The 17,689-nt window shown below is 71.3% G+C and carries 16 protein-coding genes; 7 read left to right on the forward strand and 9 right to left on the reverse strand.

Features of this window, described 5'->3' with window-relative positions; genetic code table 11:
* Nucleotides 1-191: 191 nt before the first annotated feature.
* The 3 genes from ACIOMQ_RS25970 to ACIOMQ_RS25980 form a co-directional block, all read right to left on the reverse strand.
* Nucleotides 192-962 (reverse strand): DUF6227 family protein, encoded by a 771-nt coding sequence (locus ACIOMQ_RS25970; protein WP_362199612.1) that lies wholly within the window; start codon nt 960-962, stop codon nt 192-194.
* A 134-nt stretch (nt 963-1,096) separates the two neighbouring features.
* A complete protein-coding gene (locus tag ACIOMQ_RS25975; protein ID WP_401942848.1) occupies nt 1,097-2,290 on the reverse strand; it encodes a P1 family peptidase in 1,194 nt (397 codons plus the stop codon).
* 134 nt (nt 2,291-2,424) lie between these two features.
* Nucleotides 2,425-3,582, reverse strand: coding sequence for a low temperature requirement protein A (locus tag ACIOMQ_RS25980; protein WP_401942674.1), 1,158 nt, complete (start codon nt 3,580-3,582; stop codon nt 2,425-2,427).
* Nucleotides 3,583-3,655: 73 nt separating this feature from the next.
* Between ACIOMQ_RS25980 and ACIOMQ_RS25985 the strand changes: the two genes are divergently transcribed.
* Nucleotides 3,656-4,441 carry a Rieske (2Fe-2S) protein gene (locus tag ACIOMQ_RS25985; protein WP_401942851.1) on the forward strand — a complete coding sequence of 262 codons (786 nt, stop codon included), beginning with the start codon at nt 3,656-3,658 and terminating at the stop codon, nt 4,439-4,441.
* A gap of 39 nt (nt 4,442-4,480) precedes the next feature.
* Nucleotides 4,481-4,690 carry a hypothetical protein gene (locus ACIOMQ_RS25990; protein WP_362199624.1) on the forward strand — a complete coding sequence of 70 codons (210 nt, stop codon included), beginning with the start codon at nt 4,481-4,483 and terminating at the stop codon, nt 4,688-4,690.
* A 442-nt stretch (nt 4,691-5,132) separates the two neighbouring features.
* On the opposite strand, the gene ACIOMQ_RS25995 is transcribed toward ACIOMQ_RS25990, so the two are convergent.
* The 5 genes from ACIOMQ_RS25995 to ACIOMQ_RS26015 form a co-directional block, all read right to left on the reverse strand.
* Complete coding sequence (locus tag ACIOMQ_RS25995; RefSeq protein WP_362199627.1) at nt 5,133-5,360, reverse strand: hypothetical protein; 228 nt, start codon at nt 5,358-5,360, stop codon at nt 5,133-5,135.
* Between the two features lie 598 nt (nt 5,361-5,958).
* Nucleotides 5,959-6,792: an S-methyl-5'-thioadenosine phosphorylase gene (locus ACIOMQ_RS26000; RefSeq protein ID WP_362199630.1), complete on the reverse strand. Its 834-nt coding sequence runs from the start codon at nt 6,790-6,792 to the stop codon at nt 5,959-5,961.
* 80 nt (nt 6,793-6,872) lie between these two features.
* Nucleotides 6,873-7,229 carry an FmdB family zinc ribbon protein gene (locus ACIOMQ_RS26005; protein ID WP_362199633.1) on the reverse strand — a complete coding sequence of 119 codons (357 nt, stop codon included), beginning with the start codon at nt 7,227-7,229 and terminating at the stop codon, nt 6,873-6,875.
* Between the two features lie 66 nt (nt 7,230-7,295).
* The gene (locus tag ACIOMQ_RS26010; protein WP_362199637.1) at nt 7,296-8,579 is read right to left on the reverse strand and encodes an MFS transporter; all 1,284 of its coding nucleotides are present in this window, start codon (nt 8,577-8,579) and stop codon (nt 7,296-7,298) included.
* A gap of 434 nt (nt 8,580-9,013) precedes the next feature.
* Nucleotides 9,014-10,552: a potassium/proton antiporter gene (locus ACIOMQ_RS26015; RefSeq protein WP_401266392.1), complete on the reverse strand. Its 1,539-nt coding sequence runs from the start codon at nt 10,550-10,552 to the stop codon at nt 9,014-9,016.
* A 289-nt stretch (nt 10,553-10,841) separates the two neighbouring features.
* Between ACIOMQ_RS26015 and ACIOMQ_RS26020 the strand changes: the two genes are divergently transcribed.
* Complete coding sequence (locus tag ACIOMQ_RS26020) at nt 10,842-13,592, forward strand: penicillin acylase family protein (protein ID WP_362199640.1); 2,751 nt, start codon at nt 10,842-10,844, stop codon at nt 13,590-13,592.
* On the opposite strand, the gene ACIOMQ_RS26025 is transcribed toward ACIOMQ_RS26020, so the two are convergent.
* A complete protein-coding gene (locus ACIOMQ_RS26025; protein WP_362200004.1) occupies nt 13,582-14,169 on the reverse strand; it encodes a 5-formyltetrahydrofolate cyclo-ligase in 588 nt (195 codons plus the stop codon). The genes ACIOMQ_RS26020 and ACIOMQ_RS26025 overlap by 11 nt on opposite strands.
* 105 nt (nt 14,170-14,274) lie before the next feature.
* On the opposite strand from ACIOMQ_RS26025, the gene galU reads away from it, so the two are divergent.
* From galU to ACIOMQ_RS26045, 4 genes are all read left to right on the forward strand, one after another.
* Entirely contained in the window at nt 14,275-15,177 is a 903-nt protein-coding gene (galU, locus tag ACIOMQ_RS26030) for a UTP--glucose-1-phosphate uridylyltransferase GalU (RefSeq protein WP_362199643.1), read from the forward strand.
* 4 nt (nt 15,178-15,181) lie between these two features.
* Nucleotides 15,182-16,495 carry a gephyrin-like molybdotransferase Glp gene (gene glp / locus ACIOMQ_RS26035; RefSeq protein WP_362199646.1) on the forward strand — a complete coding sequence of 438 codons (1,314 nt, stop codon included), beginning with the start codon at nt 15,182-15,184 and terminating at the stop codon, nt 16,493-16,495.
* Nucleotides 16,496-16,619: 124 nt separating this feature from the next.
* Nucleotides 16,620-17,120: a cyclic pyranopterin monophosphate synthase MoaC gene (gene moaC / locus ACIOMQ_RS26040; protein ID WP_362199649.1), complete on the forward strand. Its 501-nt coding sequence runs from the start codon at nt 16,620-16,622 to the stop codon at nt 17,118-17,120.
* Complete coding sequence (locus ACIOMQ_RS26045; RefSeq protein WP_401266402.1) at nt 17,117-17,674, forward strand: molybdenum cofactor biosynthesis protein B; 558 nt, start codon at nt 17,117-17,119, stop codon at nt 17,672-17,674. Before moaC ends, ACIOMQ_RS26045 begins: the two co-directional genes overlap by 4 nt.
* Nucleotides 17,675-17,689: the final 15 nt, after the last annotated feature.

Genomic DNA, 17,689 nt, shown 5'->3' on the forward strand with positions numbered 1-17,689 from the left:
GCGGGCCGTCACCAGTCCGGCGCCGGGCCTGCCGGGCGCGGCGTGACGGTTGGACCTTGAGCGCACCATCAAGCAGGCCGACTCGGGCTGCCCTGGGCCGCACCGGGCCAACTCGGACCGCGCCCCGGCCCGTTCCCCGGGCCGACTCGGGCCGTCCCGGGCCAACTCGGACTGTCCCGGGCCGTCCCGGGTCAGCAGATGCGTGTGCGGCTCTCCATGGCCCCGCGCGCGGAGTCCTCGTCGCCGTACACCTCGCACATGTGGCGACCGTCCGGCGTGGCTGTGTGCTCGACCTCCCACAGGCTCGTCTCGCTGCCGTCGAGGAGCAGGAAGGCGTGCTCGTACAGGGTGAATCCGGCGTCCCGCCCGTCCACCCGGCACTGCCGACCGAAGACCTGGGTGATGTGGTGGGCGAAGGCGGCGCGCAGCAGCCGCGCGGTCTCCTCGCCGGGACCGTCGCTGTTCTCGGCGCGGCGCAGGACGCGGCGGGCATGGTCGGCGGAGTTGTCCGGGGCGTACATCCGGGGCATCGGGGCCGGGGGAGCCGCCATCAGAACCGTGAGGATCTCCAGGTCGGCCTGCGGCCCGTCGTCCCCGAACACCGGGACCTCACCGAAACCGCCGGTCAGCCGGGCGGCGGCGATATGGACATCGGCCTCGTCGTCGTACAGCTCGTGGTGCCGGAGGTCGGGCTCCGTCCGGGAGAGCGGGCGCATCATGCTTCGCGGACCGCCGTGCACCAGCTCCCACAGGGTGAGAGGGGTGCCGTCGGACAGCAGATACGTGTGCCGGTAGGTCTCGCGGTGGAGTACGGAACTGTGGTGCGAGGAGTGCAGGGAACTGCTGTGGGCGAGCGCGGTACCGAGTCTCTCGACCGTGCTGTCGGGCAGGTCGAAAGAGTTGAGTGCCCGTCGCAGGAGTCGCTCGAGGTGCTGCTCGGTTGTCTCGTACGGATCGCTCAAGGTGCTGTCTCCAGGCCGTCGCCGCGTGTTACTTGGTGCGTGCTTAACGTAGTCCCTGGGTCCGACATCGTGACCGGGGTTCAGGAAAACGTATGACGCACGCAGATGGTTCCTGGCGGTTCGTCCGAACTTCCTTACCCGGGAGGCGAGTCGGGCTCCGGACGGCTGTACGCCGACGGCCGGGACGGGGACCGGCTCGCGCCGTAGAGATCGCTGTACGCGGGGTAGCTGCCACCGTCGTGGCGGCCATTGACGCTCTGAGCTGCCCGGACGGCCTTCACGATGGCGCGGGTCAGCGCGTCCGCACCGGCCGCCAGCAGGTCGTTGAGCGCGATCGGGTTCTGCGGATCCAGTGGCCGGGCGCCGGTGGCCAGCGCGAAAACGGTGTCCCCGTCGGTCAGCAGGTGTACAGGGCGGACGGCGCGCGCAAGACCGTCGTGCGCCGTACCCGCGAGCTTCTGCGCCTGGGCCCGGGTGAGGTCGGCGTCCGTGGCGACGACCGCCAGCGTGGTGTTGAGCGGGGGGCGTGCGGCCGCCTCCCGGGCCTCGGCCAGGCGCTGCCGCGCCGCGCGGTGGACCTCGGGTGCGGGGTGCGCCGGAGGTTCGGCCGCGCCGTACTCCCCGTACAGCACTCCGGTACGCGGATCGACCACCGAACCCGCCGCGTTCACCACGACGAGCGCGCCCACCGTGATCCCGGACGCCAGCCGCACGCTCGCCGTGCCCACCCCGCCCTTGAGCTGCCCGGCGACCGCACCCGTACCGGCGCCGGCGTTGCCCTCGACGACCGGCGCCCCCGGCTCCGTACCCGCCGCGTCCTCCACCGCGGCGCGGCCGGTCGAGGCGTCCGGGCGGGCTCGCCAGTCACCGCCCCGCCCCAGGTCGAAGATGCACGCGGCCGGGACGACCGGCACCACCTGTGCCGGATCGGGCCCGACCCGCACCCCTCGCCCCTGCTCCTCCAGCCAGGCCATCACACCGGACGCCGCGTCCAGGCCGTACGCGCTGCCGCCCGTCAGGACGACGGCATCGATGCGCTGCACCAGACTGCGCGGATCGAGCGCGTCCGTCTCCCGGGTGCCGGGGCCGCCACCGCGCACGTCGACGGCCGCGATCGCACCACCCTCGGGGGCGAGGACGACGGTGGTGCCGCTCAGCGCACCCGCACCCGCCACCCGCGCATGACCGACGCGCAGCCCGGCGACGTCGGTGAGCGCGTCGAGCGGCCCGGTGGCGTCGGCCGGTGCGTCGGGCGGATGGGCGGTGTCGGCCGGTGCGTCGAGCGGACCGGTGGCGCCGGTCGGCGCGTCGAGTGGCCCCGGCGACAGGGGCGATGCGTGCTGCGCGACGGACGGATCTGTCGGCTTCTGCGGTTCTTCCGTCACCACATGCTCCTCACAGGACTCACCACTCGCACCTCACGATTCTCCGTCCGCGTGCTCACCGCACCACACCCGCGTGCTCACTCCGCCACGGCGGGCCGCCGGGACAGTGCCACCCCCACGGCCACGGTCGCCGCCGCCACCAGGCCGGCCGCAAGCACCGCCCACTCCCCGGCGAACGTACAGGCCAGGATCGCCAGCGCGGCCGTGGGGAGGGGAAGTTGCTCCGCGAGATCACGCTTGAAGTGGCGGGCGTGCAGCACCCACACCGTCAGCAGGAAGAGCGCCGAGGGCACGGTCACGGCGGCGGCGGCCACCGTGCCCGAGACATGGGCCTTGCCCACGGTCTCCTCCACCGCGACCTCAAGGCCCGAGCCGATCGCTGCCGCGGAGCCGAAGACCAGGAAGTGTCCGTACCCCCAGATGAACGCTTCCCTGCTGCCGCGCAGGTAGTCATGGATCGGCACGGCGAAATAGACCCACCAGGCGGAGAAGACGATCAGCAGCCCGCCCGCGGCGATCGGCAGCAACTCGCCGAACGCGTCGTGCTCGTCCACCGCCTCCTGGACCGCGACCGTGGCCGCCGCGATCGTCTCGCCCAGCACGATGATCGTGAACAGGCCGTACCGCTCACCGATGTGATGGGGATGCCAGTTCGTCGGGCGGTCGCGCTCGGCGATCGCCGGAACGGACAGCTCCGCGAGCACGAGTACAACGAAGACGGCGGCCCGCGCTCCGCCCGTGTTGTCGGTCAGCAACAGCATGCCGATCCAGCCGAGTTGCGCCACGACGATTCCGACGGCGTACCGCAGGGCCACGCGTCGCTCGGCCCCCCGGGTGCAGTACGCGGCGCGCAGCCACTGGCTCGTCAGTGCGAGCCGCATCACGACGTAGCCGGCGACGCCGACCGTCCAGTCACCCGCGTCGAAGGCGCGCGGCACCCCGGCGGCGAGGATGAGCACCCCGGTGATCTGGACGAACGTGACCACGCGGTACAGCGGGTCGTCGGTGTCGTAAGCCGATGCGAACCAGCTGAAGTTGACCCAGGCCCACCAGATCGCGAAGAAGACGGCCGCGTAGCTGGCGACGCCGGTGGCGACGTGGCCCTCGGCGACGGCGTGCAGCAGTCGTCGCCCCGCCTGTGCCACGGCGACGACGAAGCAGAGGTCGAAGAAGAGCTCCAGCGGGGTCGCCACACGATGTTTCTCGGCGCGGCTGCGGGCAGACATTCCGGGCATGGCATCAGCACACCAGACGGGGTCGGTGGCGCTCGGGGGCGCGCCCCGGACGCTGGTCGGGAAATTCCTGTGGATGCTTCCACAGGCGGACGACGGTGCGCAGACCACGGAGAGAGCAGGCCGGCACGGGGTGCCGGGCCGGGCCGCGCGAAGCCCTCCACGACCGGATCGCCGCCGACTCCCTCACCACCCGGCGCGACTACCTCCGGATCGTCACGACCGTCTCGGGCGGTCTCGCCGTCGGCGGTCTCGGCGTGGCCGGCGGAATCCTTCCGCGACACGGCGAACCCGGCGACGCCAAGGCCCCGGGCCGAAGAAGATCGCCACTCGGCTTCTTCCCGGCGAATCCCTCGCCTTCCACTACCCGGACGAAGAGGACCGGGCGCTCGCCGTCCGGCCCGACGACGGCACCCTCGTCGGCTACTCCGCGATCTGCACCCATCTCGCCCGTGCCGTGCTCTGGCGCAAGGACCGCGGCTCGGTGGGCGAGCTGTACTGCCCCTGCCGCGAGGGTGTCTTCGACGCCCGCACCGGCGAGGTCACCGCCGGGCCGCCGCCCCGCGCACTGCCCAAGGTGGTGCTCACCGAGCAGACCGACGGCAGTATCCGGGCGGTCGGCACGACCCGCTCGGGCGAGAGCATCGAACACGGACTGTGCCGTCGGCTCAGCGCCGACCGCCCGGACCTCGCGTCCCGCATCGGCTGCCCCGCGGTCAGAGGCGGAGGCGCCGAGGCACCCCTGTCCGGCGCATCGTGGATGGAGGGCAACACCGGCACGGCCTGGTGGGGTTCCGGCTTCCTCTGCCTGTCGTTCCTCGTCGTCCTCGGGCTGTGGCTGCTCGACCCGAGGGATCGCTGACCGCTGCCGTACCGTTGACCACCGCCGTACCCTGGGTGTATGAGCACCGCCCCCACTCCCGGCCCGCGCGATTCGAAGCCGTCCCAGCCGGCGCGGCCGAAGCCAAAACCGGCTCTGATCTTCGACGATCCGCTGGACCAGCAGTCCGCGGACGATACGGACCGAGGGTGGGGCGAGCGGGCCCCGGCCGGCGGCAGCGCCGCCGATCTGGCGCGCTTCCTCGACGAGAAGCCACCCCACCACATCTGAGCCCCCGCTCCGTGGCGGTCCGACGGTGCTGCTGCCGGTCCTCTCGCCGGATGTCCCGCCACCGGGCGTGACCGCGGCCGGGTTCCTGGCCGGAAGCCCCGCCCGCCGGGCCTCCGCGCCGCTGGACGAGGGCGTCGCGGGTCTCCTTCGGCACCTTCAGCCCGCTCGCCTCCAGCGTTTCCTTCGGCACCTTCAACCCGTTCGCCTCCAGCGTTTCCTTCGGCACCTCCAGCCCGCTCGCCTCCAGCGTCTCCTGGACTCCTTCCTTCGCGGCCCCGCACGGCCGCCCGCCTGGTGAGGTACGTGGCCACGGGCAGCACCATCAGGAACACGGGCGGCATCACCAGGAAGCAGACGACGGCCGCCGTGATCACCAAGCCGGGAGTGGCGCTGAGCACCGGACCCCACAGGACTCGGTTATCTGACCTTCCATCAGCATGAGTCAGCACAGGGTCACCGCCAGCCTGGCCCAGATACCCGCACCGGCCAGCGACGCGGCCGTGTTCCGGGGAACGGACAGCACGATCAGCGCGCCGTCCTCCGTGGAACCTTCGGGCGGGGCCTGCGGTACATCCGCCACCCGCGCGCCCTTCGCCAGCATCCGGGCATCGGCCCCGGTTCTCCCGGAGGCGATGACATCGACGCGGTCACCCGGCCGTAACAGCCGCACCGTCCCCGCATCCGCGATCCTGACCGGCGCGGAGACCAGCGGAGCAGGCCCCCGTGCCCGCTCCGGCGCCTCCCCGGCTCTACCCCCTGCCCCTGCCCCTGCCTCTGTCCCTGCCTCTGTCACCGACCCCGCCCCCTGCGCGGAATCGCCGCCCACGCCACTTCCGCCGCCCCCGCCCAGCCCCGTCGCGGCCAGCGCGGCAGCTGCCAGGGTCAGTGCGGCGGCCATCGAGCGGCGCTGCCGCCACAACGCGCTCCGCAACCGATGCCCACCGCCTCCTCGCACCCGCAACGGCTCGAACGCGGGCACACCGCAGGGCGGGGGAGCCGACGCCGGAGGTCCAGGAGCCATGGCCGGAGCGGAACCTTCAAAGGGCACGGAACCTTCAAGGGGCACGGAACCTTCAAGGGGCACGGAACCTTCAAAGGGCACGGAGCCTTCAAAGGGCACGGGAGGGAACGACTGGGACGACGGGAACATGGCCAACACCACCTGCCGTGAGGAGTTTCGGACGAACACCCCTCACGATCCACCGTCCACGGGCTTCCCGCCGAAGCCTGTGGACGGCCCCGGTGTTGTGGAAAACCCCGTCACCCGGTCACGGGAGCTCGATCCCCGTCTTCAGCCCGTCCAGCGCATGCGAGCACGGGCAGTCGCGGTCCGCCTCAGCCGGCAGGGCGGCCACCACGCCGAAGAGCACCGACCGCAGCCGGTCCACATTGGCCGCGAACACCTTCAGCACCTCCCCGTGCGAGACGCCCTCCCCGGCCTCGGCCCCCGCGTCCAGGTCCGTCACCAGTGTCATCGTCGTGTAGCAGAGGCCCAGTTCGCGGGCGAGGATCGCCTCCGGGTGCCCGGTCATCCCGACCACCGACCAGCCCATCGCCGCATGCCACCGGGACTCCGCCCGGGTCGAGAAGCGCGGCCCCTCGACGACCACCAGCGTCCCGCCGTCCACCGGCTCCCAGCGCTCGGCGCGGGCCGCCGCCAGTGCCGCCCTGCGCCCTTCGGGGCAGTACGGATCGGCGAAGCCCAGGTGCAGGACGTTCGGCTCCGCGCCATCGGGCCGGGTCTCCCCGTCGTAGTACGTCTGCGTACGGGTCTTGGTGCGGTCCACCATCTGGTCGGGTACGAGCAGCGTGCCCGGTCCGTACTCCGGACGCAGTCCGCCCACCGCGCACGGGCCGAGCACCTGGCGTACACCGACGGAGCGCAGCGCCCACAGGTTGGCCCGGTAGTTGATGCGGTGCGGCGGCAGATGGTGGCCGCGCCCGTGGCGGGGCAGGAAGGCGACCCGGCGCCCGCCGACCTCGCCGAGGAAGAGGGAGTCGCTCGGCTGTCCGTACGGGGTGTCCACACGCACCTCCGTGACGTCCTCCAGGAAGGAGTACAAGCCCGAGCCGCCGATGACACCGATCTCTGCGTTCGCCATGCGATCACACTAGCCGCGCGGAAAAACGCCGAGGACCCCACCGAACGGATCGGTGGGGTCCTCGGGAAGCGCGGTGTGGATCAGGCGGCCGACGTACCACTCGTGGAGGACGACGACGAAGAAGACGAAGACGCGGTGGCCGGAGCGGAAGCGGACGACTTCGTGTCCGACCCCGACGCCGATCCGGTCGACGACGAATCGGACGAAGCGGAACCGGATGCCTTCGCCGAGGACGACGCCGACGTGCTGCTCGACGAGGAGCCACGGCTGTCGTTCCGGTAGAAACCGGAACCCTTGAAGACAATGCCGACCGCTGAGAACACCTTCTTCAGGCGTCCGTCGCAGCTCGGGCACATGGTCAGGGCATCATCGGTGAACTTCTGCACCGCCTCAAGGCCCTCGCCACATTCGGTGCACTGGTACTGATAGGTCGGCACTTGCTCCTCCTGGCACTCTCACTCAATGAGTGCTAACGACGCTCCATACTGACGTATTCCGCTGGATCAGTCCACCGTGACCGGCTCCCGGTGACCGACACCACGTGCCACGGTCCGCCCCGAGGCCGCGGGCGCGAGCCTCGAACGCAGTGCCAGCAGGGTGGCCAGCGCCAGCACGGTCCCCACGAGCGGCACGACGAATCCGGTGCTCGCGCCGTGGGCGTCGGCGAGCCGCCCGGCGACCGTCACCGCGGCCGCCTGGCCGAGGGCGACCGAGCCCGTCAGCCAGGTGAACGCCTCGGTACGGGCGGACCCCGGAACCAGCGCCTCCACCAGCGTGTAGCCGCTGATCAGCGCGGGGGCGATGGACAGTCCGACCAACAGGCCGAGCCCGGCCAGCAGCGGCACGGAGTGCACCGCCCACAGCCCGGACGCGGTCAGGGTCAGCGCCGCGTACCCGGCGATCAGCCGCCGTCGTGGCCCGCTCTTCCAGGCGATGGCGCCGCAGGCGATTCCGGCCAGCATGTTGCCGGCCGCGAAGACCCCGTACATCAGACCGTTCGCCCCCGGCCGGCCGATCTCCTCGGCGAAGGCGGTCAGTGAGACCTGCATGCCGCCGAAGACCGCGCCGATCCCCAGGAAGGCCACCGCGAGCACCCGGACACCGGGTACGGACAGCGCGGACGCGTGCCGCTCGGAGGCGCCGGACGCGGTGGCGCGCACCGCGGGCTGGGTGCGGCGCTGCGCGGCGAAGAGCAGTCCGCCGATCAGGGTCAGCCCGGCCTCCGTGATCAGGCCCGCCGCCGGGTGCACCCCGGTGCACAGCGCGGTGGCGAGCACCGGGCCGATGACGAAGGTGAACTCGTCCGTCACCGATTCGAAGGCGGCCGCGGTGGACAGCAGCGGTGAGGCCTCGCGCCCCGGTGCCGCGCCCAGCAGGGCCGCCCAACGGGCCCGGACCATCGGCCCGACCTGCGGAACGGACGCACCGGTGGGGACGGCCGCCGCGAACAGGGCCCACAGGGGCGCGTCCGCCAGCGCGAGCGCCGTCAGTGCCGAGACGGACGCCGCGTGCACCAGGACGCCGGGCAGCAGCACGGCGCGCTGGCCGAACCGGTCGGCGAGCTTGCCGGTCTGCGGTGCGAACAGGGCCATGGAGACACCGGTCACGGCGGCGACGGAGCCCGCGCTGCCGTACGAACCGGTGGTGTGCTGGACCAGTAGCACGATGCCGATCGTCAGCATCGCGAAGGGCTGCCGTGCGGCGAAGCCCGGCAGGAGAAACGTCCACGCACCCGGGGTGCGCAGCAACTGCCCGTAACCCGGGCGGTCGGAGACCGTGGATGCCACGGTCCTTGCCTTTCTGCCGCCTGGTGGCCGAGCTCCCGGGGCCGGCCCGGCACGGTGGTGCGGGGGCGTGCGGGTGCTGCCGAGAGCTGTCCTCTTCGCGCGGGACTGCGGTAGATGCCGGGCGCTCAGCAGAGGCGGAGGACGCCACGACCGCCATACGGTCGCGCCAGCTCTGCGTCAGGCAGAGTTGGTCGTTCGGTTTGGTCGTTCGGGCCGACCGGCCCCGTGGCAGGGGCCGATCAGGTTTCCTCGATGATACAGGCGGGCGCTCCCGCACACCTCTGATGGCGCCCAGGGCCCCAGCCCCCCGCCCCAGCCCCCGCCCCAAGCCCTCGCGCCCGGCCCCAGCCCCCGCGCCCGCCCCGCCCCGCCTCGGCAGCGGGCGGCCCTTCACTCCTGGTGTCCCGGGAATCTCAGCTGGTGTCCCGGGAGTCTCAGCGGTGCGTTCTCGGCCCGTCGGTCTTGCCGCGCCTGGCCGCGGCCTTCAGCGCGTGCGCCACATCATGGGCCACATGGGGCCCGGCGAGGTTCTCGCCGCCGCTGCCGGTCGTTCCCAGCCAGCCCGCGAGCTTGCCGCCCTCGCCGACCGCGCGGAGCCGTTCCTCCGTGGCGTCGCGCACCGGATCGGTGGTGACCACCAGCAGTTCGTCGCCGCGCCGCAGCACGGTCGACGGCGCCGGGACGAAGCTCTTGCCGTCCCGTACGACCAAGGTGACCGCGGCACCGGCGGGCAGCCGGAGTTCCCCGACCTCCACGCCGTGCATCTTCGACATCCCGGGGATCGCCACCGACAGCAGATGGCCGCGGAGCCGTTCCAGCGGTGCCGATTCGATGCCCAGGTCGGAGGCCTCGGCCGGATCGTCGGCGATCTTCAGGACCTTCGCCATCCAGGGCAGGGTCGGTCCCTGGATGAGGGTGTAGACGATGACGAGAACGAAGACGATGTTGAAGATCCGGGTCGAGCCCTCGACCCCGGACACCATCGGAATCGTCGCCAGAATGATGGGTACGGCGCCCCGCAGCCCCGCCCAGGACATGAACGCCTTCTCCTGCCAGGGCAGCCGGAACGGTGCCAGCGAGATGAAGACCTCCAGCGGCCGTGCCACCACGGTCAGCACCAGTCCCACGACGACCGCGGGCCAGAAGTCGTCGTACAGATCGTGCGGTGTGACCAGGAGCCCGAGCAGCACGAACATGCCGATCTGGGCCAGCCAGCCGAGCCCGTCGGCGAAGCCGCGGGTGGCGGGCCAGTGCGGCAGCTTGGCGTTGCCGAGGATCATCGCGGACAGGTAGACGGCGAGGAAGCCACTGCCGTGGGCCATGGCGCCGGCCGCGTACGCGGACACCGCGATCGCCATCACGGCGATCGGGTACAGGCCGGACGCGGGCAGCGCCACATGACGCAGTCCGAACGAGCCGAGCCAGCCGACGGCGAGGCCGACGGCCGCGCCGATCGCGAGCTCCAGGGCTATCTCGCCGATCAGTATGTACCAGCTCTCCACCGGTCCCGCGGTCGAGAAGGCCACCACCAGGATCACCACGGGGGCGTCGTTGAAGCCCGATTCGGCCTCCAGCACACCGGTGATGCGAGCGGGCAGCGGCACCTTGCGCAGCACGGAGAAGACCGCGGCGGCGTCCGTCGACGAGACGACCGCGCCGATGATCAGCGACTGCCGCCAGTCCAGGCCGACCAGGTAATGGGCCCCGGCCGCGGTGACGCCGACGCTGACCGCGACGCCCACGAGCGAGAGCAGCGCGGCAGCGGGCAGCGCCGGTTTGATCTCTTTCCACTTCGTGCCCAGGCCGCCCTCGGCGAGGATCACGACCAGTGCGGCGTAGCCGATCACCTGGGTCAGTTCGGCGTTGTTGAACCTGACGTCGAAGATGCCGTCCTGCCCTATGGCGATCCCGATGCCGAGGTACAGGAGCAGGCTGGGGAGCCCGCTGCGGGACGAGATGCGCACCGCCGCCACGGCGACGAGCAGGACCAGTGAGCAGGCGAGCAGGAGTTCGTTGAGCGCGTGGACAGTCAGTGGCCGTTCCTTCCCTGCGGACGCCTGCCGAATCGACCCTCGGCATCGGCCGATCCCGGCCGGTACTTCGTTACCTTACCTAATCTTTAACGCTTTCTTGACGCGTTCGATCGTTCGTGCGAGCGCGGTGGAATTCGAACCCATCCCGATGCCGCGTCAGAGCCGCCCCGGTGCTGCGCCTATGGTTGCTCCTGCACTCCCAGGACCACCTGCCCCTCGAAGGACAGCGATGCCCGCCAACACAACCGCCTCTTCCGGCACCACCGGTTCCGCCGGTGGGAAGACCGGCAGGAAGAAGGGGCGACGTGCCCGCCTGATCGTGATCGTTCTGGTGCTGGCGCTTGTCGCGGGTATCGGTTACGGCGCGTTCTGGTCCGTATCGACCGTGCGGGCCTCGTACCCGCAGACGACCGGGTCGCTCAAGCTCGACGGCCTCGACGGCACCGTCGACGTCAAGCGCGACTCCTATGGAATCCCGCAGCTGTACGCGGACTCCGACGCCGACCTCTTCCGCGCCCAGGGCTTCGTGCAGGCGCAGGACCGCTTCTGGGAGATGGACGTCCGCCGTCACATGACGGCGGGCCGGCTCTCCGAGATGTTCGGGTCCGGGCAGGTCGAGACGGACTCCTTCCTGCGCACGCTCGGCTGGCGCAAGGTCGCCCAGGAGGAGTACGACAAGGTCCTGTCCGCGGACACCAAGAAGAACCTCCAGGCGTACGCGGACGGCGTCAACGCCTACCTCAAGGGGCGCGACGGCAAGGAGATCTCCGTCGAGTACGCCGCCCTCGGCTTCACCAACGACTACAAGCCGGCCGAATGGACCCCGGTCGACTCGGTCGCCTGGCTCAAGGCCATGGCCTGGGACCTGCGCGGCAACATGCAGGACGAGATCGACCGCTCGCTGATGACCAGCAGGCTGGACGCGAAGCAGATCGAGGATCTGTACCCGCCCTACCGGTACGACAAGCACAAGCCGATCGTCGACCAGGGCGCGATCTCTCCGGTCACCGGGAAGTTCGACCCGGACGCGACACCGTCCGACACCATCGGTTCGAGCACCGCGCAGGGCGCCACCGAGGGCCTGAACACCCAGCTCTCCTCGCTCTCCGACACCCTCGACCAGATCCCGGCGCTCCTCGGTCCGAACGGCAACGGCATCGGGTCCAACTCCTGGGTGGTCTCCGGCGACTACACGACGACCGGCAAGCCGCTGCTCGCCAACGACCCGCACCTGGCGCCGCAGCTGCCCTCGCTCTGGTACCAGATGGGGCTGCACTGCCGCGAGATCTCGGCGAAGTGCCAGTACGACACCGCCGGCTACACCTTCTCCGGCATGCCCGGCGTGATCATCGGTCACAACCAGGACATCGCCTGGGGCTTCACCAACCTGGGCGCGGACGTCACCGACCTCTTCCTGGAGAAGGTCTCCGGCGACGGCTACATGTACGACGGCAAGGTCAAGCCCTTCACCGTCCGCGAGGAGACCATCAAGGTCGCGGGCGGCAAGAGCCGGCACATCACCGTCCGCGAGACCAACAACGGTCCGCTGGTCTCCGACCGCAGCAGCGAACTGGAGAAGGTCGGACAGAAGGCCCCCGTCGGCAATTCGGCCCCGGACCGGGCCGACGGTTACGCGGTCGCCCTGAAGTGGACGGCGCTGGATCCCGGCCACTCCATGGACGCGGTCTTCGAGCTCAACCGGGCCAAGGACTTCCCGTCCTTCCGCAAGGCGGCGGCGCACTTCGAGGTTCCCTCGCAGAACCTCGTCTACGCCGACACCAAGGGCCACATCGGCTACCAGGCTCCCGGAAAGATCCCGGTCCGCCTCAAGGGCAACGGCACGATGCCCAGCCCCGGCTGGTCCTCGGAGTACGGCTGGAAGAAGGACCCGGTTCCGTTCGACGAGCTGCCCTACGAGTACAACCCGAAGCGCGGCTACATCGTCACCGCCAACCAGGCCGTCGTCGACGAGAAGAAGTACCCCCACCTGCTCACCGAGGACTGGGGCTACGGCAGCCGCAGCCAGCGGATCAACGACCTCATCGAGTCGAAGATCAAGGGCGGCGGGAAGATCTCGACCGAAGACATGCAGAAGATGCAGATGGACAACACCAGCGAGATCGCCGCGCTGCTGGTGCCCGAGCTGATGAAGATCAACATCTCGGACAAGAGCGTCCGCGAGGCACAGAAGCTCCTGGAGGGCTGGGACTACACCCAGGAACCCGACTCGGCCGCGGCCGCGTACTTCAACGCGGTCTGGCGCAACATCCTCAAGCTGGCCTTCGGTGACAAGCTGCCCAAGGAGCTGCGGGTCGAGGGCGAGTGCCTGTACGTGCCGCGGGTCGACAGTTCGGGCCCGGTCGACGAGCAGGGCAAGCTGGTGCGCGAGTGCGGCCGGCGTGCGGCGGACACGGCGCAGCCGGACGGCGGCGACCGCTGGTACCAGGTGGTCGCGAACCTGATGGACGACCCGAAGAGCGACTGGTGGAAGACGCCGGAGCGCGGCCGGGACGAGGCGACCGACAACCGCGACCAGCTCTTCGCCCGCGCCATGGCGGACGCCCGCTGGGAGCTGACCGCCGAGCTCGGCAAGGACATCACCACGTGGAGCTGGGGCCGGCTGCACCAGCTGACCCTGAAGAACCAGACCCTCGGAACCGAGGGCCCCGGTCTGCTCCAGCGGGTCCTCAACCGCGGCCCGTGGAACCTCGGCGGCGGTGAGGCCGCGGTGAACGCCACCGGCTGGAACGCGGCGGGCGGCTACGACGTCGTCTGGGTGCCGTCGATGCGGATGGTGGTCAACGTGGGGGACTGGGACAAGTCCCGCTGGATCAACCTCACCGGCGCCTCGGGACACGCGTTCAGCGCGCACTACACCGATCAGACCGACAAGTGGGTCAAGGGCGATCTGCTCGACTGGTCGTTCGGGACGAACGCCGTCACCGAGTCGACGACCGACACCCTGACCCTCAAACCGTAGGGCCCGTCCGGCGGGTCATGGCCGGAGTCACCACCGCGTCCACGGGGTGGTCGTGCGGTTCCTCGGGAACCTGCGCGACCACCTCGTTGTCGTACAGCAGGACGATCAGCGCCGGGTGCGCCCCCGCCGCGGCGAGCCGGGCCAGCACCCGGTCGTAGCTGCCGCCGCCGCGCCCCAGCCGCATCCCGCGCCCGTCCACCGCGAGACCCGGCAGCAGGACCACGTCGGCGTCCAGAACCGCGTCGGGACCGAGCCGCTCGCCGTCCGGCTCCAGCAGCCCGCGGCCGGCCCGGACCAGCCGGCCGGCTCCCTCGTACGGCGCCCAGTCCAGATCGTTGTCCGCGAGGAGCACCGGCAGCAGCACCCGTACGCCCCGCGCGCGCAGCGCGTCCAGCAGGGGGCGGGTGCCCGGTTCGCTCCCCACCGAGACATACGCGGCGACGGTGCGGGCTCCGGACAACTCCGGAAGACGCAATGCGCCCCGGGACAGAACCGCTGCGGCGTTTTCTACGTCTTCCCTGGTCAGAAGGGTTCGCGCGGCCAGCAGTTCGCGTCTGAGGAGCGTCTTTCGGGACATCTCGGTGTTCAAGGGGCACCCTGGATCTCTCGTATGCTCATATAGACGTACAAAGTTAACCGGAGTCTCGTCTTCGGCCCATGGGCACCGGTTATGGTTCTGCGCATGACTCAGTCGCACACCAGGATCAGCAAGGCCGTCATCCCGGCCGCAGGGCTCGGTACCCGCTTTCTGCCGGCGACCAAAGCCACTCCCAAGGAGATGCTGCCTGTCGTCGACAAGCCCGCGATCCAGTACGTCGTCGAAGAAGCGGTGGCCGCCGGCCTCTCCGACGTCCTGATGATCACCGGCCGCAACAAGCGCCCCCTTGAGGACCACTTCGACCGCAACTACGAGCTGGAGTCCGCGCTCACCCGCAAGGGAGACGCCGAACGGCTCCAGAAGGTCCAGGAGTCGAGCGACCTGGCCACCATGCACTACGTCCGGCAGGGCGACCCCCGCGGTCTCGGCCACGCCGTGCTGTGCGCGGCACCGCACGTCGGCGACCAGCCGTTCGCGGTCCTCCTCGGCGACGACCTCATCGACCCGCGCGACCCGCTGCTGGCCCGCATGGTCGAGGTCCAGGAGCGCGAGGGCGGCAGCGTCGTCGCGCTGATGGAGGTCGCGCCGGAGCAGATCCACATGTACGGCTGCGCGGCCGTCGAGCAGACCGCGCAGGACGGCGTGGTGCGCGTGACCGGCCTCGTCGAGAAGCCCGACGCGGCCGAGGCGCCCAGCAACCTCGCCATCATCGGCCGCTACGTCCTCGACCCCGCCGTCTTCGACATACTGCGCAAGACCGAGCCGGGGCGCGGCGGTGAGATCCAGCTCACCGACGCCCTGCAACTCCTCGCCGAGGACGAGAAGATCGGCGGACCCGTGCACGGCGTCGTCTTCAAGGGACGCCGCTATGACACCGGCGACCGGAGCGACTACCTCCGCGCCATCGTCCGACTCGCGTGCGAACGTGAAGACCTGGGCCCCGACTTCCGGGCCTGGCTCCGCAGTTACGTCACCGAGGAGATGTAGCACCTTGAGCAGCAGCCCGATCTGGTCGGTGGACGAGCACCTGGAAGACATTCTCGGCGCGGTGCGGCCGCTCGAACCCATCGAGCTGCAACTGCACGACGCCCAGGGCTGCGTCCTCGTCGAGGACGTCGTCGTGGGGATCGCCCTGCCGCCCTTCGACAACAGCTCGATGGACGGGTACGCCGTCCGCGTCGCCGATGTCGAGGGCGCCGACGAGGAGTTTCCCGCGGTGCTCACCGTCATCGGTGACGTCATGGCCGGCAGCGCCGGGCTGCCCGGGGACCGGAGCGTCGGTCCGGGCGAGGCCGCCCGCATCATGACCGGCGCCCCGCTGCCGCCCGGTGCCGAGGCCGTGGTCCCGGTCGAGTGGACCGACGGCGGTACGGGCGGCGGCCCCGCCGACACCATGCGTGCCCACCACGATGCCCCCGAGGGCGCGAGCGGTGAGGTCCGCGTCCACCGCCCCGTCGGGGCCCGCGCCCATGTGAGGGCCCGCGGCAGCGACGTCAGGCCGGGCGACCTGGCCCTGCGCGCCGGGTCGGTGATCGGCCCGCCGCAGATCGGTCTGCTCGCCGCGATCGGCCGCTCGACGGTGAAGGTGCGGCCCCGGCCGCGCGTCGTCGTCATCTCGACCGGCAGCGAACTGGTGCAGCCCGGCGAGGAGCTGACCGGCGGCCGGATCTACGACTCCAACAGCTTCGCGCTCACGGCCGCGGCCCGGGACGCCGGAGCGATCGCCTACCGGGTCGGCGCCGTCACCGACGACGCCGACACGCTCCGCGCCACGATCGAGGACCAGCTGATCCGCGCCGACATCGTCGTCACCACCGGTGGCGTCAGCGTCGGCGCGTACGACGTCGTCAAGGAAGCCCTGTCGTCGGTGGGCGACGAGGACGAGCCCGGCAGCGGCATCGACTTCCGCAGGCTCGCCATGCAGCCCGGCAAGCCGCAGGGCTTCGGCTCGATCGGCCCCGACCACACACCGCTGCTGGCGCTCCCGGGCAACCCCGTCTCGTCGTACGTCTCCTTCGAGCTGTTCGTACGGCCCGCGATCCGCGTCCTGATGGGCCTCCAGGACGTGATCCGCCCCACCGTGCGGGCCGCGCTCAACACCGACGAGGCGCTGTCCTCCCCGGCCGGCAGGCGCCAGTTCCTGCGCGGTACGTACGACGCGGAGGCCGGCACCGTCACCCCCGTCGGCGGCTCCGGGTCGCATCTGATCGCCGCGCTCGCCCAGGCGGACGCGCTGATCGTGCTGCCGGAGGACGTCACCTCCGCCGAGCCCGGCACGGACACCGAAGTGATCCTGCTCCGCTGACCCCCCGGCGGTGGCGGTACGGTATCTGCCGCTGTGCCGTCCCGGGGACACCCCCGGGGCCCCCGGCCCGCGCCCCGGCGCGCGCCGAGCGGGCAACCGGCGCCCTACCGCGAGGCGGAGTGAGTTGAGTACGCAGAACAGGCTGACGCACATCGACGAGGCGGGAGCGGCCCGCATGGTCGACGTCTCGGAGAAGGACGTCACCGCGCGGGTGGCCGGCGCCAGCGGCCGGGTCCTCGTCTCGCCGCGCGTCGTCGAACTGCTCCGCGGCGAAGGGGTCCCCAAGGGCGACGCCCTCGCCACCGCCCGGATCGCCGGGATCATGGGCGCCAAGCGCACCCCCGAGCTGATCCCGCTCTGCCACCCGCTCGCCCTCTCCGGCGTCGAGGTCGGACTGAGCGTCGCCGACGACGCGGTGGAGATCACCGCCACGGTGCGGACCACGGACCGCACCGGCGTCGAGATGGAGGCCCTGACCGCCGTCTCGGTCGCCGCGCTCACCGTGATCGACATGGTCAAGGCGGTCGACAAGGCGGCGGTCATCACCGATGTACGGGTCGAGTCGAAGTCGGGCGGCACGTCCGGCGAGTACCGGCGCACCGCACCGGACGGGGCGGACGCATGACCGCGCCCGAGGGGGCGGCGGGCGGCGGAGCGGCCGGAGCCCCCGGCGGCACCGCGCCGTCCGCCTACCGCGCCCTTGTGGTGACCGCGTCGAACCGTGCCTCCGCCGGGGTCTACGAGGACCGGGGCGGTCCCCTGATCTCCGAGGCGCTGACGCAGCTCGGCTTCGCCGTCGACGGGCCGCGGGTCGTCCCCGACGGCGACCCGGTCGAACAGGCGCTGCGCGCCGGGGTCGCCACCGGGTACGACGTCATCGTCACCACCGGCGGTACGGGTATCTCGCCCACCGACCGCACCCCCGACGCCACCCGCCGCGTCCTCGACCACGAGATCCCCGGCATCCCCGAGGCGATCCGCGCCGAGGGCCGTGCCGAGGTGCCCACGGCGGCGCTCTCCCGCGGCCTGGCGGGCGTCGCCGGCCGCACGCTCATCGTGAACCTGCCGGGCTCCACCGGCGGGGTGCGCGACGGCCTCGCCGTCCTCGCACGTCTCCTGGTGCACGCCGTCGACCAGCTTCGCGGCGGCGATCACCCCCGACCCGGGAGCCCGAGCTGAACGTCCCGACCTGGC

Origin of the sequence: Streptomyces sp. NPDC087845, assembly GCF_044742755.1 — a bacterium.
Classification (GTDB): domain Bacteria; phylum Actinomycetota; class Actinomycetes; order Streptomycetales; family Streptomycetaceae; genus Streptomyces.

Coding starts and splice junctions, on each gene's coding strand:
- ACIOMQ_RS26020 (WP_362199640.1), top strand. CDS start 10,842: ATGCCCGCCAACACAACCGCCTCTTCCGGCACCACCGGTTCCGCCGGT.
- ACIOMQ_RS26000 (WP_362199630.1), bottom strand. CDS start 6,792: ATGGCGAACGCAGAGATCGGTGTCATCGGCGGCTCGGGCTTGTACTCC.
- ACIOMQ_RS25985 (WP_401942851.1), top strand. CDS start 3,656: ATGCTTCCACAGGCGGACGACGGTGCGCAGACCACGGAGAGAGCAGGC.
- ACIOMQ_RS25980 (WP_401942674.1), bottom strand. CDS start 3,582: ATGCCCGGAATGTCTGCCCGCAGCCGCGCCGAGAAACATCGTGTGGCG.
- galU (WP_362199643.1), top strand. CDS start 14,275: ATGACTCAGTCGCACACCAGGATCAGCAAGGCCGTCATCCCGGCCGCA.
- ACIOMQ_RS26045 (WP_401266402.1), top strand. CDS start 17,117: ATGACCGCGCCCGAGGGGGCGGCGGGCGGCGGAGCGGCCGGAGCCCCC.
- ACIOMQ_RS25990 (WP_362199624.1), top strand. CDS start 4,481: ATGAGCACCGCCCCCACTCCCGGCCCGCGCGATTCGAAGCCGTCCCAG.
- ACIOMQ_RS26025 (WP_362200004.1), bottom strand. CDS start 14,169: ATGTCCCGAAAGACGCTCCTCAGACGCGAACTGCTGGCCGCGCGAACC.